The 14,214-nt window shown below is 69.6% G+C and carries 12 protein-coding genes; 9 read left to right on the forward strand and 3 right to left on the reverse strand.

The window, feature by feature from the left end; translation table 11 throughout:
- Positions 1 to 386: 386 nt before the first annotated feature.
- The 3 genes from U3649_RS14815 to arsC all read left to right on the forward strand — a co-directional run bounded on the left by U3649_RS14815 (position 387) and on the right by arsC (position 2,798).
- Positions 387 to 1,088, forward strand: a complete 702-nt coding sequence (locus tag U3649_RS14815; RefSeq protein WP_407354630.1) for a L,D-transpeptidase — start codon at positions 387 to 389, stop codon at positions 1,086 to 1,088.
- 70 nt (positions 1,089 to 1,158) lie between these two features.
- Entirely contained in the window at positions 1,159 to 2,448 is a 1,290-nt protein-coding gene (locus U3649_RS14820) for a dicarboxylate/amino acid:cation symporter (protein WP_407352080.1), read from the forward strand.
- The gene (gene arsC / locus U3649_RS14825; RefSeq protein ID WP_407352081.1) at positions 2,445 to 2,798 is read left to right on the forward strand and encodes an arsenate reductase (glutaredoxin); all 354 of its coding nucleotides are present in this window, start codon (positions 2,445 to 2,447) and stop codon (positions 2,796 to 2,798) included. Before U3649_RS14820 ends, arsC begins: the two co-directional genes overlap by 4 nt.
- Before the next feature lie 453 nt (positions 2,799 to 3,251).
- Here the strand turns inward: arsC and U3649_RS14830 are convergent, their stop codons facing one another.
- Both U3649_RS14830 and U3649_RS14835 read right to left on the reverse strand, forming a co-directional pair.
- Positions 3,252 to 4,874: an FMN-binding glutamate synthase family protein gene (locus U3649_RS14830; RefSeq protein ID WP_407352082.1), complete on the reverse strand. Its 1,623-nt coding sequence runs from the start codon at positions 4,872 to 4,874 to the stop codon at positions 3,252 to 3,254.
- A 243-nt stretch (positions 4,875 to 5,117) separates the two neighbouring features.
- Positions 5,118 to 6,395 (reverse strand): nucleotide sugar dehydrogenase, encoded by a 1,278-nt coding sequence (locus U3649_RS14835; RefSeq protein WP_407352083.1) that lies wholly within the window; start codon positions 6,393 to 6,395, stop codon positions 5,118 to 5,120.
- A 250-nt stretch (positions 6,396 to 6,645) separates the two neighbouring features.
- On the opposite strand from U3649_RS14835, the gene U3649_RS14840 reads away from it, so the two are divergent.
- From U3649_RS14840 to U3649_RS14865, 6 genes are all read left to right on the forward strand, one after another.
- Positions 6,646 to 7,410 carry an endonuclease/exonuclease/phosphatase family protein gene (locus tag U3649_RS14840; protein WP_407352084.1) on the forward strand — a complete coding sequence of 255 codons (765 nt, stop codon included), beginning with the start codon at positions 6,646 to 6,648 and terminating at the stop codon, positions 7,408 to 7,410.
- 13 nt (positions 7,411 to 7,423) lie between these two features.
- Positions 7,424 to 8,632 (forward strand): cardiolipin synthase ClsB, encoded by a 1,209-nt coding sequence (gene clsB / locus U3649_RS14845; RefSeq protein WP_407352085.1) that lies wholly within the window; start codon positions 7,424 to 7,426, stop codon positions 8,630 to 8,632.
- A complete protein-coding gene (locus U3649_RS14850) occupies positions 8,629 to 9,594 on the forward strand; it encodes a lysylphosphatidylglycerol synthase domain-containing protein (RefSeq protein ID WP_407352086.1) in 966 nt (321 codons plus the stop codon). Before clsB ends, U3649_RS14850 begins: the two co-directional genes overlap by 4 nt.
- Positions 9,595 to 10,093: 499 nt before the next feature.
- Positions 10,094 to 10,891: an SDR family NAD(P)-dependent oxidoreductase gene (locus U3649_RS14855; RefSeq protein ID WP_407352087.1), complete on the forward strand. Its 798-nt coding sequence runs from the start codon at positions 10,094 to 10,096 to the stop codon at positions 10,889 to 10,891.
- Complete coding sequence (treF, locus tag U3649_RS14860) at positions 10,872 to 12,479, forward strand: alpha,alpha-trehalase TreF (protein ID WP_407352088.1); 1,608 nt, start codon at positions 10,872 to 10,874, stop codon at positions 12,477 to 12,479. The genes U3649_RS14855 and treF overlap by 20 nt, the downstream gene beginning before the upstream one ends.
- 251 nt (positions 12,480 to 12,730) lie before the next feature.
- The gene (locus U3649_RS14865) at positions 12,731 to 12,931 is read left to right on the forward strand and encodes a CorA family divalent cation transporter (RefSeq protein ID WP_407352089.1); all 201 of its coding nucleotides are present in this window, start codon (positions 12,731 to 12,733) and stop codon (positions 12,929 to 12,931) included.
- A 41-nt stretch (positions 12,932 to 12,972) separates the two neighbouring features.
- Here the strand turns inward: U3649_RS14865 and U3649_RS14870 are convergent, their stop codons facing one another.
- The gene (locus U3649_RS14870; RefSeq protein ID WP_407352090.1) at positions 12,973 to 14,106 is read right to left on the reverse strand and encodes a helix-turn-helix domain-containing protein; all 1,134 of its coding nucleotides are present in this window, start codon (positions 14,104 to 14,106) and stop codon (positions 12,973 to 12,975) included.
- Positions 14,107 to 14,214 lie beyond the last annotated feature (108 nt).

Below are 14,214 nucleotides of genomic sequence, written 5' to 3' on the forward strand. Positions count from 1 at the left end.
GCACTCCGGCCCATTCCTTGGGGGAAGGCATGACCCGACGCGAACTCGTGGACACTGTGGGCGTGGCGGCAGCATGGCGCTGCCGCGAGGCCGCAGCCGCTTCGGTGTCGTGGGGTCGCGACTCCCGTCGCTCCCACTATTGCAAGCCGGGTGCGGTTCATGCCGCACGTCCAGTACTGCCCGCAGCGCGAGTTCCGCACGAACGCGCGGGCACTGTGGGAGCGACGGAAGTCGCGACTGCTCCCGGCCTGCCAAGTCGCGACCTACCGCCAACGGCGTGGCGTGGCCGCTCCCACGCTCGGCACTCCCGTGCACGCCATCGCGCACATGGCGCCGTCCTGGCGGTGTTGTGTCTGGCAGTGGTGCTGCTGGCGGGCTGCGCGGCCATGCCGCCGCGCGCAGACGGTCCCCTGGCGGGTTCGGGGCAACTGGTGCTGGTGACCACGGCCGGCTGGGACGCCGACCACGGCACCCTGCAGGCCTGGGAGCGCGTCGGCGGCGACTGGCGCGCGGTCGGCGATCCGGCGGCCGTGACCGTCGGACGCAGCGGCAGTGCCTGGGGACTCGGTCGCCATCCGCACCAGCCCGGTCCCGCCAAGCGCGAGGGCGATGGCAGGGCGCCGGCGGGCGTGTTCGGCATCGGCACCGCCTTCGGCTATGGCGCGCAGCCGGACACGGCGCTGGACTACCGCCGCATGCGCGCTTCCGACTACTGCATCGACGTCGACGGTTCGCCGCTGTACAACCGCATCGTCGACGCCGCCGAGGTCGGCGAGGAGGCCGTCGCCGGCTCCACCGAGCCGATGCGCCGCGACCTGCACCGCGGCGGCGACCAGCGCTACCGGCTCGGATTCGTGATCGAACACAATCCCGATGCGCAGGCCGGCGGCGGCAGCTGCATCTTCGCGCACCTGTGGAAGGCGCCGGGCGCCGCCACCGCCGGCTGCACGGCCATGGACGCGGCGAAGATGCGCGAGCTGCTGGCCTGGCTGGAGCCCAGCAGGCAACCCGTGTTCGTGCTGTTGCCCCGCGGAGAGCATGCGCGGCTGCAGGCGGAATGGAACCTGCCCGCGCCACGCAACCGATGACAGCAGGCGATGCAGGCGCCCCGCGCGCGAACCAGGCACACTCCCCGACCACTCCGGACCGATCCCGCCGATGACCGACGCTACCGCCAAGAAGCCCTTTCACCTGTCCACGCCGGCGCGGGTGCTGATCGCGCTGATCGCCGGCGCCGTCATCGGCCTCGTGCTGGCGGCATGGGATCCCGGCATCGCGCAGCGCGTCGCCGATGCGGTGCAGCCGGTCGGCCGGCTGTGGCTCAACGCACTGCAGATGACCGTGGTGCCGCTGGTGGCGGCCCTGGTGGTGGTCGGCATCAACACCGCCAGCGACGCCGCGGCGTCCGGCCGCACCGCGCGCGTGGCGATGGCGGTGTTCGTGATCCTGCTGGCGATCTGCGGCGCCTTCGCCGCCGTCGCCTCGCCGGCGTTCCTGGCGCTGATGCCGCGCGACGAATCGGTGGTGGTCGCGTTCCGCGCCGCGATCCAGGCACCCGAGGCGCTGCCCCAGGCGACCGGCTTCGGCGACTGGCTGGTCGGCGTGATCCCCAGCAACGCCATCGCCGCCGCCGCGGCCAGCGCGATGCTGCCGCTGGTGGTGTTCGCGATGTTCTTCGGCTTCGCCCTCACCCGCCTGGAGCCCGAGCGCCGCGCGCGCATGCTGGAACTGGTGCAGGCGATCGGCGACGCGATGATCGTGATCGTGCGCTGGGTGCTGTGGGCGGCGCCGATCGGCGTGTTCGCGCTGGTGCTGGCGGTGTGCGCCCGGGTCGGGCTGCACATGCTCAGCGCGCTGGGCTACTACATCGTCCTGCAGTGCGCGTTGTACATCGCGATCACGCTGCTGATGTACGTGGTGGCGGTGCTGTTCGCCGGCGAGCGGATCCGGCGCTTCGCCGCGGCGCTGATCCCGGTGCAGGCGATCGCGGCGAGCACCCAGTCCTCCCTGGCCTCGCTGCCGGTGATGATCGACAGCGCGCGCAGACGGCTCGGCTACCCGCTGTCGGTAACCTCGCTGGTGCTGCCGATGGCGGTGTCGCTGTTCCGCATCGCCAGCCCGGTGCAGTACCTGAGCGTGGTGGTGTTCATCGCCTGGATGTACGGCGTCGACCTGAGCGCCGGGCAGCTGGCGGCGGCGGTGGCGCTGAGCATCGTCATCAGCATGGGCTCGGTGGGCCTGCCCGGGCAGGTCAGCTTCATGACCACCAACATGCCGGTCACCCAGGCGATGGGGCTGCCGGTCGAGCCGCTCGGCGTGCTGCTGGCGATGGACACGATCCCCGACGTGTTCGCGACCGTCGCCAACACCTCCGCCGACGTGACCGCCACCGGCGTGGTGGCCAAGCGCACCGGCGCCGCGGCGGAGGCGGACGCGGAGGCGCCGTGAGCGGGAGCCTGCTCTATCACAACCCACGCTGTTCCAAATCGCGCGAGGCGCTGCGGCTGCTGCAGGCGCGCGGCATCGAACCCCGGATCGTCCCTTATCTCGAGCAGCCGCCGGACACCGGCGCACTGCGCGACCTGCTGCGCCGTCTCGGAATCGCGCCGCGCGCGTTGCTGCGCACCGGCGAGGCCGAATACGCCGAGCTGGGCCTGGCCGACCCTGCCCTCGACGACGACGCGATCATCGCCGCGATGGCGGCGCATCCGCGCCTGATCGAGCGCCCGATCCTCGTCCGCGGCGACCGCGCCGTCATCGGCCGTCCGCCGGAACGCGTGCTGGACCTGCTCGACTGAAAGCCCATCCGGACGCAATCCGGCTGCCCGCGTTGCCGTTGCGGGAGCGGCGGGATGGTGCGGGAAAGTTGCAATCGAGGTGGGAGGGCGACGGCTTCCCGATGCCCCAGTCGCGACTTGCGTCGCTCCCACAATGATCAAAAGTTGCAATCGAGGTGGGAGGGCGACGGCTTCCCGATGCCCCAGTCGCGACTTGCGTCGCTCCCACAATGATCATCGGACGCCCCGGTCGCGACTTCCGTCGCTCCCACAAGGCGCATCGGGCGTCGCATGCCACGCTCGGCGCGGTGGAAGCGATGCCGGCCGCAACCGCCGATGTGGAAATCGAGGTCCTGTGGGAGCGACGGAAGTCGCGACGGCCCGACCTCACCGACCACGCCGCATCGCCGCGACTTCCCGACGGCAAAGCGCCGCCCTTTCAACGCGCCACGCGCCGACCCCCTGCACGGACGCCTAGAGGGATTTGCTGTCGCGCAGGCGGCGGATGCGCTCCGGCGGCTCGAAGGAATCGCTGCGGGCGTCGCGCCAGAAGGCCCGGAACACCGCGTGTTCCGGCGCGCCGTGGATCAGCTCGCCCGGCTCCAGGAAGCGGTACAGCGCCGCCAGCGAGCGCACCTCGATCGCCGACACCCGGCGCAGGATGTGCTCGGGCCCCAGCTGCTGCGGGTGGGTCAGCCCCGCGGCGCCGATCAGGTCGGCCAGCGCCTTGAGCGTGTTGTCGTGGAAGCGGTGCACGCGCAGCGCCTTGTCGGGCACGTCCAGCGCCCTCCAGCGCGCGGGATCCTGGGTCGCCACGCCGGTCGGGCAACGGTCGTTGTGGCAGCTCTGCGCCTGGATGCAGCCCACCGCGAACATGAAGCCGCGCCCGGCATTGCACCAGTCGGCGCCCATCGCCAGGGTGCGGGCGATGTCGAACGCGCTGATGATGCGCCCGGCGGCGCCCAGCCGGATCCGCTCGCGCAGGCCCAGGCCGACCAGGGTGTTGTGCACCAGCATCAGCGCCTCGTGCATCGGCAGGCCGACGTGGTCGATGAACTCGGCGGGCGCCGCGCCGGTGCCGCCCTCGGCGCCGTCGACGACGATGAAGTCCGGCAGCAGCCCGCTCTCGTACATCGCCTTGGCGATGCCGAACCACTCCCACGGATGCCCGATCGCCAGCTTGAAGCCGACCGGCTTGCCGCCCGACAGTCCGCGCAGCCGCTGCAGGAACTCCAGCAGGCCCAGCGGCGTCGAGAAGGCCGAGTGCCGCGACGGCGACACGCAATCCAGCCCCACCGGCACGCCCCGCGCGGCGGCGATCTCGGCCGTGACCTTGGCGCCCGGCAGCAGCCCGCCCTTGCCCGGCTTGGCGCCCTGCGAGAGCTTGAGCTCGATCATCTTCACCTGCGGGTCGGTCGCGTTGGCGACGAAGCGCTCCTCGCTGAAACGGCCCTCCGCGTCGCGGCAGCCGAAGTAGGCCGAGCCGATCTCCCACACCAGGTCGCCGCCGTGCTCGCGGTGGTAGCGCGAGATCGAGCCCTCGCCGGTGTCGTGGTGGAAACCGCCGGCCTTGGCACCCGCGTTGAGCGCGCGGATCGCGTTGGGCGAGAGCGAGCCGAAGCTCATGGCCGAGATGTTGAACACGCTCGCCGAGTACGGCTGTGCGCTCTCGCCGCCGACGACGATGCGGAAGTCGTGCGAGGCGATCTCCACCGGGGCGATGGAATGGTTGAGCCACTCGTAGTCGGCCGCGTACACGCCCTGCTGGCTGCCGAACGGGCGCACGTCGCTGACCGACTTGGCGCGCTGGTAGACCAGCGCGCGCTGCTGGCGCGAGAACGGCACCTCGACGGTGTCGCCCTCGATGAAGTACTGGCGCATCTCCGGGCCGATGGACTCGAGCCCGTAGCGGAAGTGCGCCAGCAGCGGGTAATTGCGCCGCAGCGTGCTGCGCCGCTGCAGCAGGTCCCAGGTGCCGAGCGCCGCCAGCACGGCGAATACGGCGGCGGCCCAGCCCCACCCCGGCCAACGCGTCGCCAGCAGCAGCGACAGGGCGAGCAGCGCGAGGCTGACGCCGTAGGCGAGATAGCGGCTCATGGCGAATCGGGCGACGGATGATTCATGGATTGGAGTCTAGCGATTGTCGCGATCACATTCGCTCCCGCGCCCGCCGGGTTCTTGTGGGAGCGACGCTTGTGGGAGCGACGGAAGTCGCGACGGGGCCTTACCTTCGCGGCGTCGCGACTCCCGTCGCTCCCACAAAAAAAGCGCTCCCAAAAGTCGCTCCCCCAAAAGCCGCCCCACAAAGGTCGCTCCGCAAAGAAGGTCTTCACCGGCGCACTAGAGCCGACCCGTGACCACGTCACGCGGCCAGGCCGCCTTGATGTCGTAGATCACCGCGCCCGGCTTGCCCAGTGCACGGATCGCGTCGGCCGACATGTCGCGGAACCCGGCATGCGCCACCGCCAGCACCACCGCTTCGTAGCTGCCGGCCTCCGGCGCCGCCAGCGGTCGCAGGCCGCACATGCGCTGCGCCTCGTCGGGGTCGGCCCAGGGGTCGTGCACGTCGACCCGCGCACCGGCAGTCTGCAGGCCTTCCACCACGTCCAGCACGCGGCTGTTGCGAAGGTCCGGGCAGTTCTCCTTGAACGTCAGCCCCAGCACCAGCACCCGCGCGCCGGCCACCGGCACACCGCGCTCGCCGAGCAGCCCGGCCACGCGTAGCGCCACGTGCGCCCCGACCCGGTTGTTGATCGCACGCGCGGCGAGGATCAGTTCCGGGTGGTAGCCGACCGACTCCGACTTGTGGGTCAGGTAGTAGGGATCGACGCCGATGCAGTGGCCGCCGACCAGTCCGGGACGGAACGGCAGGAAGTTCCACTTGGTGCCCGCCGCCTCCAGCACGTCGAGGGTGTCGATGCCGAGCCGGTCGAACATCATCGCCAGCTCGTTGATCAGGCCGATGTTGACGTCGCGCTGGATGTTCTCGACCACCTTGGCGGCCTCGGCCACGCGGATCGACGGCGCGCGGTGGGTGCCGGCGGCGATGATGCCGGCGTACAGCGCGTCGACCGCATCGGCCGCCTCCGGCGTCGAGCCGGAGGTGACCTTGGGAATGTCGGCCAGGCGCCGGTTGCGGTCGCCCGGGTTGATGCGCTCGGGACTGTAGCCGCAGAAGAAATCGACGTTGAACTTCAATCCCGAGCCGCGCTCCAGGATCGGCACGCAAATCTCCTCGGTCGTGCCCGGATAGACGGTCGACTCGAAGACCACCAGGTCGCCACGCGAGATCAGCCCGGCCAGCAGTTCGCTCGCCTGCTGCAGCGGCCGCAGGTCCGGGCGCTGCAGGGCGTCGATCGGCGTCGGCACGGTGACGATATGGACGTTGCGGTCGCGCAGGTCCTCCGGATCGGCGCTATAGCGCAGCCGCGTGGGCGCGGCTAGTTCCGTGGCATCGAGCTCGCGGGTGCGGTCGTGGCCGTCGCGCAGTTCGGCCACGCGCCCGGCATCGATGTCGTAACCGACCGTGTCGTGCCTGCCGCCGAACGCCACCGCCAGCGGCAGCCCGACGTAGCCCAGGCCGATGATGCCGATTCTCACATTGTCGGGATCGAGCATGCTGGTCCCTGGTTCGTACCGCGTGCGTCGCGCCGCGCGGTCGGAACGATCGGCAGCCGGAGCCCGGGCATTCGACAACCTCCGATGGCCGAAGTCAAACCCGGTGGCAATCTGCGAGGGGCCACGGTGCGCGGACGGCAGGCGGGCGCGAGGCTGCGCGATTTCACGTCGGGTTCTGTGGACAGCCCATAAGGTCGGCGCTGCAGCCGCGCCCTCCGGCCGCCTGCAAGTGACACGCATCCGCCACGCCATGCCCGATCTCGACCTCAACCTGCTCACCGCCAACATCCACATGGGCTTCAGCGCCGGCCGGCGCCGCTTCGTCCTGCCCGAACTGCGGCAGGCCATCCGCACCGTCTCCGCGGACATCGTCTTCCTGCAGGAGGTCCAGGGCGCCCACAGCCACCATGCAGAGAAACACGAGAACTGGCCCGAGGTCCCGCACTACGAATTCCTCGCCGACGAGCTCTGGCCGCAGTTCGCCTACGGGCGCAACACCGTGTATCCGCACGGCCACCACGGCAACGCGCTGCTCTCCAAGTTCCCGATCCTGAGCCACGTCAACCGCGACGTGTCGGTCGCGGGCGCCGAAAGCCGCGGGCTGCTGCACTGCGTGCTCGACCTGCCCGGCTCCGGCGCTTCGATCCACGCGGTGTGCGCCCACCTCGGGCTGCGCGACGCCCATCGTCGCCAGCAGCTGGAACTGCTGTGCACGATGGTCTCGACGGAGATACCCGAAGATGCGCCGCTGATCGTCGCCGGGGACTTCAACGACTGGCGCCGCCGCGGCCACCCCCTGCTCGAGCGCTGCGGCCTGCGCGAGGCGCACCTGGAAACCCACGGCCGGCTCGCGCGCACGTTCCCCGCGCGCTGGCCGCTGCTGCCGCTGGACCGGATCTACGTGCGCAACATGCGCGTGCAAGAGGCCGCGGTGCTGTCCACGCCGCCCTGGTCGCACCTGTCCGACCACGCCACGCTCGCGGCCAGCGTCTGCCTGGAAGCCGCGGGCACGTGATGGAGCCGAGCCCATGCGCATGACCACGAGCGATCGGGCCTGGCGCCCCGGCAACCGCGTCGAACTGCTCGAGAACGGCGAAGCCTTCTTCCCGCGCGTGTTCGAGGCGATCGCGCAAGCCCGGCGCGAGGTCCTGCTCGAGACCTTCATCCTGTTCGAGGACAAGGTCGGCAACGAACTGCGCCAACGCATCATCGACGCCAGCCGGCGCGGGGTGAGGGTCGAAATGACCGTCGACGGGTACGGTTCCTACAACCTCTCGGAAGAATTCCTGTCCGGGCTGACCGCGGCGGGCGTGGCGCTCCGGATCTTCGATCCGCGCCGCACCCTGTTCGGCCTGCGCCTGAACGTCTTCCGCCGCCTGCACCGGAAACTGCTGGTCGTCGACGGCGAACGCGCGTTCGTCGGCGGCATCAACTACGGATGCGATCACCTGGAGGATGCCGGGCCGCTCTCCAAGCAGGATTACGCGCTCGAGGTCGAAGGCCCGGTGGTGGCCGACATCCGCGACTTCCTCGCCGCCGCGATGCACGCCCACGACAACGGCCACTCCTGGAGCCATCCCGGCATCACGCTTCCGGTGACCACGCCGGGAGACGCGCAGGCGCTGTTCCTGGTGCGCGACAACGGCCGCAACTCCACCGCGATCGAGCGCGAATACCGCGCGGCGATCCGCGCGGCACGACGCGAGATCGTCATCGCGAACGCGTACTTCTTCCCCGGCTACGGGTTCATGCGCGAGCTGCGCAATGCCGCCCAGCGGGGCGTACGGGTCTCGCTGATCGTCCAGGGCGAGCCGGACATGCCGTTCGCGCAACTGGCCGCACGCATGCTGTACCCCGACCTGGTCGCCGCCGGCGTCGCCATCTACGAGTACTGCCGGCGGCCGTTCCATGGCAAGGTCGCGCTGGTGGACGACGACTGGACCACCATCGGCTCCAGCAACCTAGATCCCCTGAGCCTGTCGCTCAACCTGGAGGCGAACGTCTTCGTGCGCGATCCTGCCCTCAACCGGCAGCTGCGCAGCCGCCTGGACGCGTTGCGGCAACAGGACTGCCGGCGGATCGAGGCACGGACGCTGCCACGGCGCAGCTTCTGGCGCACCCTGGTCGCGCCGGTCTTCTACCACGCGCAACGGCGGTTCCCGACCTGGGCGGGCCTGCTGCCGGCGCACACGCCCAAGGTCGTGCTGGTCGCGACCGATGAGAAGCAGGACCCATGAGCCGGGCCGATAGGAAGCCGCGCGGAGCGCTCCGCCGCGGCCTGACCAGGGCCTTCCCGTTCGTGCTGCTCGCAATCGTCGCCGTGGCGCTGTTCCGGTATGCCGGCACGGTCGACTGGCCGAGCGTGGGCGAGGCGCTGAAGGGCTACCCGGCCACGCTGTTGTGGTCCGCGGCGGGGCTGGCCGTCGCGAGCTACCTGCTGTATTGCGGCTACGATCTCGCGGCGCGGCGCTACGCCGGGCACGCACTGTCCACGCCACGCGTGCTGACGGCGGCGTTCGTCAGCTATGCCTTCAACCTCAACCTCGGCGCGCTCATCGGCGGCGTCGGCTTCCGCTTCCGCATGTACCTGCGCGCGGGGATCGGCGCCGGCGTCATCACCCGCATCGTCGCCTTCAGCATCGTCGCCAATTGGCTCGGATACGTCGCGCTCGCGGGACTGTTGCTGGTGCTGGCCCCGGAACCGCTGGCGGGCGTCGCGGGCCTGCGCGCGTCATACCTGAGCGCCGCGGGAGTCGCGGCACTGGCGCTGGTCGTGGCCTACCTGCTGGCCTGCGCGGCGCTGCGCGGGCGGGTCCTGCGCATCCGCGGGCACGAGTACCGGCTGCCATCGCCTGCGCTGGCCCTGCTGCAGCTGGCGCTGTCGTCGCTCAACTGGCTGACGATCGCCACGATCCTGTTCGTGCTGCTCGGCCGCGACGTGGCCTATCCCGTGGTGCTGGGCGCGTTGCTGGCGGGCGCCGTGTTCGCCGCGCTCGTCCACATTCCCGCCGGCCTGGGTGCGCTGGAAGCGGCGTTCTTCACCCTGCTCGGCGGCCATGCGGAGCAGCCGCAGCTGATCGCGGCGCTGCTGGCCTACCGCTCGATCTACTACATCGCGCCGCTGCTGCTGGCGATCCTGGCCTATCTGGGCCTGGAAGCGCGCGGCGCGGAGCGGCGCGGCCATCGCGACAGCACCTGACGCGCTTGGCGATTCACCGGCGAGCATGTGCCCGACGCCGACGCGCCGGGGCCGCGGGTTATGCGCGGTCGCGACTTCCGTCGCTCCCACAGGCGACCGATTCGACCGCCCCGCGCATTTGTGGGAGCAACATCGCGACCCCAGCCGCTCCCAGGTGAATCGATCCCGCAGACCCACCATCCCACCGCCCTTGTGGGAGCGACGGGAGTCGCGACATGGGTCACGTCGCGATGGCACCGCAGGCGTTGACCACGCGGTCACGCCCATTGCGCCACCTTTCGCGTGCCGGAGGAAAAGCTAGCGGGCTGAGGTCCGAAGCGAACTCCGGTAGAAGGCTCAGTCGCCGAGCGTTTTCATCCTCGGCACTGGGCCTTCTCATTGCCGGGAACTCGCGGGAGCTGCCGATTCCGCAGCCGCTCGCGCCCGGACAGTCGCGACTGCTCGCATCGCGTTGACATGGCATTCACTAGCATCACGGTTCCCACTGGCGGAGAGCGCCATGCGGCTCCAGGACAAGGTGGCGCTGGTCACCGGCGCCGGGCAAGGGATCGGCCGCGGGATCGCGGTGCGCTTCGCGCAGGAGGGGGCGAAGGTGATCGTGGCCGACCTGCACGACGACGCCGACTCGCAACGGACGCTGGCGCTGGTGGAGGAAGCCGGCGGCGAGGGCTGCGTGCTCGCGGCCGACGTCGCCCGCGTCGACGCGGTGCGCACGATGGTGAGCGAGGGCGCGCGCCGGATGGGGCGCATCGACATCCTGGTCAACAATGCCGGCGTCGAGCATCGGGCGACGTTCAGCGAAGTCACCGAGGCCGACTACGATCGCGTGCTGGACATCAACCTCAAGGGCGCGTTCTTCGCCGCGCAGGCCTTCGTGCGGCACCTGGGCGAGCGCGGCCGCGGCGGCCGCATCATCAACATCAGCTCGGTGCACGAGCAGCTGCCTTTCCCCGACTTCGCCAGCTACAGCGCCAGCAAGGGCGGGGTCAAGATGCTGATGCGCAACCTGGCGGTGGAGCTGGCGCCGCTGGGGATCACCGTCAACAACATCGCGCCCGGCGCGATCCGCACGCCGATCAACGCGCCCCTGCTCGACGACCCGCAATTGCTGGAACCGCTGCTGGCCAACATTCCGCTCAAGCGGCTCGGGACGCCGCGCGACGTCGCCGGCGCGGTGGCGTTCCTGGCCTCGGCCGACGCCGACTACATCACCGGCAGCACCATCTACGTCGACGGCGGGCTGCTGTGGGACTACACCGAGAAACGCGTCCGGACCGATGAGCGGCAGGGAGATTGAGCCGCGCGACATCGAACGCAACGCCGCCAGGGTGGCGACGGTCGCGCAGCCGGACACCCTGACGCCCGCGGACCGCTACCAGGAGCTGTTCGTCGCGGTGCAGTCCGGGCGGGTGTTCCCCGACAGCAAGATCTTCGTCGACTGCGCGCCGCTGCAGGATCCGGAGGACATCCTGGATGCCTACCGCGCGCGGAAATCGGCGCCCGGTTTCGACCTCGCCGCGTTCGTGCACGCGCACTTCCGGCCCGAGCACCCGCCCACCAGCCGCTACGTGTCCGATCCGGAGCGCACGCTGGCCGAGCACATCGATTATCTCTGGGACGTGCTGACCCGGCAGCCGCGGGAGCATCCGGTGCGTTCCTCGCTGCTGCCGCTGCCCAACCCGTACGTGGTGCCGGGCGGGCGCTTCGGAGAGATGTACTACTGGGACTCCTATTTCGCCATGCTCGGCCTGGCCGGCAGCGGCCGGCTCGACCTGATGCGCTCGATGGCCGACAACTTCGCCTACCTGATCGACACCTACGGCCACGTCCCCAACGGCAACCGGAGCTACTACCTGAGCCGCTCGCAGCCGCCGGTGTTCGCGCTGATGACCGAACTGTTCGAGGCGCACGGCATCTGCCAGGCGTTGCGCTACCTGCCGCGGCTGCGCAAGGAGTACGCGTACTGGATGGAGGGCGCCGACGAACTGCGCCGCAACGAGATGCACCGCCACTGCGTGCGCATGGACGACGGCGCCCTGCTCAACCGCTACTGGGACGACCGCGACACCCCGCGCGAGGAGTCGTATCTGGAGGACGTCGGCACCGCGGCGCAAGGCCGGCGCCCGGTGCACGAGGTCTATCGCGAACTGCGCGCCGGCGCCGCCTCGGGCTGGGACTTCAGCTCGCGCTGGTGCGACGACGGCGGCGGCCTGGCCACCATCCGCACCACGTCGATCCTGCCGGTGGACCTCAACTGCTTCCTGCACAAGCTGGAAGCGCAGATCTCGCAGCTTGCGGCGGCCAGCGGCGACGATGCGTCGGCGATCGAATTCGGCCGCCGCGCCGATGCGCGCCGCCAGGCGATCGATCGCTGGCTGTGGAGCGAGGCCGCCGGCGCCTACCTCGACTACGACTGCCGGCACGACCGCCGGCGCGAACGCCTGTTCGCGTCTACGGCGACGCCGCTGTTCGTGGGCATCGCCAGCCGGCCGCAGGCGCAACGCGTGGCCGAGGCCCTCCGCTCGCGGTTGCTGGAGGACGGCGGCGTCGGCACCAGCGAACGCGTGAGCGGCGAACAGTGGGACCAGCCCAACGGCTGGGCGCCGCTGCAGTGGATGGCGATCTGCGGCCTGGCCGACTACGGCGAAGGCCCGCTGTCGCGCGAGATCGGCCGGCGCTGGCTGGCCACCGTGTCGAGCCACTTCCGGCGCGAGCGCAAGCTGGTCGAGAAATACGCGCTGCAGCTGCCGCCCGAAGGCGCGCACGGCGGCGGCGGCGGCGAATACCCGCTGCAGGACGGATTCGGCTGGACCAACGGGGTGACCGGACGGCTGCTGCGCGACGGTACCCATCCGGCAGGGACCAGTCCGGGCGCGGGATCGTGAGCCGGTCGCGCTTCGGCTGGTGCCGGGGTCGGAATCGAACCGACATGGCCTTGCGGCCAAGGGATTTTAAGGTGCGATTCTAGATCCGCACCGCGAACCCTCTGGGCTTGAGTTTAGCACGCTGTAGCGGGTTTTCCGTTGCTCCAACGCCCTCGATTATATGCCGGTGCACGACGCAAACCGCCCCGATTCTCTTTCGCCTGGCTCCTGGCCGGCTCCTAGAACGGGGACCGACAGGAGCCATCCTCGGTGTGCCGAGCGCGACGGCGGGCATCTACGGCATGAACTTCGCCAATCTGCCAGGTGCAGGAACTACGTGGGGCTACCTCGAAGTTCTGAGTTTCATGGGGTCCGCGTGCACCCTGCTGTACCGGCGTTTCCGGCCGCTGGGCTGGCTTCAGCCTTCCAGACGGAAGGAGCGATCCGAGCATGCGGCCCGCAACGCAAAATGAGACGCGGCGCTAATGGAGCAAGGCCGTGACGCCTCGCCTCACTATGTGCTGCCCCCAGACCTTACGGTCTTTCGGCCGAGACCCTCGTTGGCCTCGTCCGGAGTTCCTTCATTCGCATTTACCTTCAGCGGGCTTTCATCGGTCCTTGCGCAGATGCTGGTCACCGATGCGAACCGTTCGGTCGCCGAAACCGCGGTCATTCGCTTTCGGTACGCGGACGGATCCTCGCCGTAGCGTTCACGGAACCGCGAGCTGAAGTGGCTTCGGCTCGCGAAGCCGACGGACTCCGCGATCGAGGCGATAGGGTCGTCGGTTGCAAGGACCAAGTCGCGGGCCTTCGCCAGCCGCGCACGGCCCACGAATTCGATGGGCGTGGTGCCCATTGTCTCCTCGAAGGCCTTTGCGAACGCGGAGCGGCTCATGCTGGCGATCTTGGCCAGGGATGCCACGCTGTGTGGCGCTGCAGGCTGACTCAGAATCGCCGTGACTGCCCTGCTGAGACCTGGCTTAAGGAAAATGGCGGGCGAGCCTCGGTCGGGCTCCGCGCGGGCGAGCCCATGGCGAAAAAGCTCGACCATGCAGGCCTTCATGAGCGTGTTGGCCAGCGTTCGAGAGCCCGCGGTCCGGAAACGGGTCTCATCGATCATCGTCTCGAACGCACTTCGGACGAATGCCGAGCTGTTGAGATTGGCGCTGATTGGATTGAGGAGGCCGTCGAAGGCGTTGAACTCGGCTGTCAGACCCAACCGAAGCCATCCGCAAAGAACTTGGATTTCGTGCGTCCCGTCGAAAGCATCCAGGTACATCAGGTCATGGGGACCTTTATGCAATGCCCCCTTAACGTCGAACCGATGTTCGGGCGCCTTGCCGCCTGCTTGGACCTGGGTCCGGTTCTTCGGGATCAGAACGATGCTCCCAGGCGGCAATTCCTGCTGTTCGCATCCCTCCACCGACAGATACACGGTGCCCGTCAGCACATAGATGATCTTCAGCTCGTTGACAGCCGGAATGGCCAACGCGGCATTGGCTCCGACCCGGCAGACGGCAAACGCCTCAATCCGCACGTCCATGGAATTGAGGAGCTGCTCTACAAGTGGAGCCGGCAGGGTCGAGCGGCCCGATGACATCGTGACAGCCTGTTCTTGGCGCCGCATGGGGTCAACTTCGTCTTTCATACGTACATCCTAGGCGCCTAGACGGTCTCAGTGAGCCGAGCTTGAACCGCGTGGCGCAACGCGGAGAACCCTTCTCGTACCATGGATTCCGCCTCTGCCATTCCACGC

This window comes from Luteimonas sp. R10 (assembly GCF_045689605.1).
Lineage (GTDB): Bacteria > Pseudomonadota > Gammaproteobacteria > Xanthomonadales > Xanthomonadaceae > Luteimonas.

Coding starts and splice junctions, on each gene's coding strand:
- U3649_RS14815 (WP_407354630.1), top strand. CDS start 387: ATGCCGCCGCGCGCAGACGGTCCCCTGGCGGGTTCGGGGCAACTGGTG.
- U3649_RS14820 (WP_407352080.1), top strand. CDS start 1,159: ATGACCGACGCTACCGCCAAGAAGCCCTTTCACCTGTCCACGCCGGCG.
- U3649_RS14830 (WP_407352082.1), bottom strand. CDS start 4,874: ATGAGCCGCTATCTCGCCTACGGCGTCAGCCTCGCGCTGCTCGCCCTG.
- U3649_RS14835 (WP_407352083.1), bottom strand. CDS start 6,395: ATGCTCGATCCCGACAATGTGAGAATCGGCATCATCGGCCTGGGCTAC.
- U3649_RS14840 (WP_407352084.1), top strand. CDS start 6,646: ATGCCCGATCTCGACCTCAACCTGCTCACCGCCAACATCCACATGGGC.
- clsB (WP_407352085.1), top strand. CDS start 7,424: ATGCGCATGACCACGAGCGATCGGGCCTGGCGCCCCGGCAACCGCGTC.
- U3649_RS14850 (WP_407352086.1), top strand. CDS start 8,629: ATGAGCCGGGCCGATAGGAAGCCGCGCGGAGCGCTCCGCCGCGGCCTG.
- U3649_RS14855 (WP_407352087.1), top strand. CDS start 10,094: ATGCGGCTCCAGGACAAGGTGGCGCTGGTCACCGGCGCCGGGCAAGGG.
- treF (WP_407352088.1), top strand. CDS start 10,872: ATGAGCGGCAGGGAGATTGAGCCGCGCGACATCGAACGCAACGCCGCC.
- U3649_RS14870 (WP_407352090.1), bottom strand. CDS start 14,106: ATGAAAGACGAAGTTGACCCCATGCGGCGCCAAGAACAGGCTGTCACG.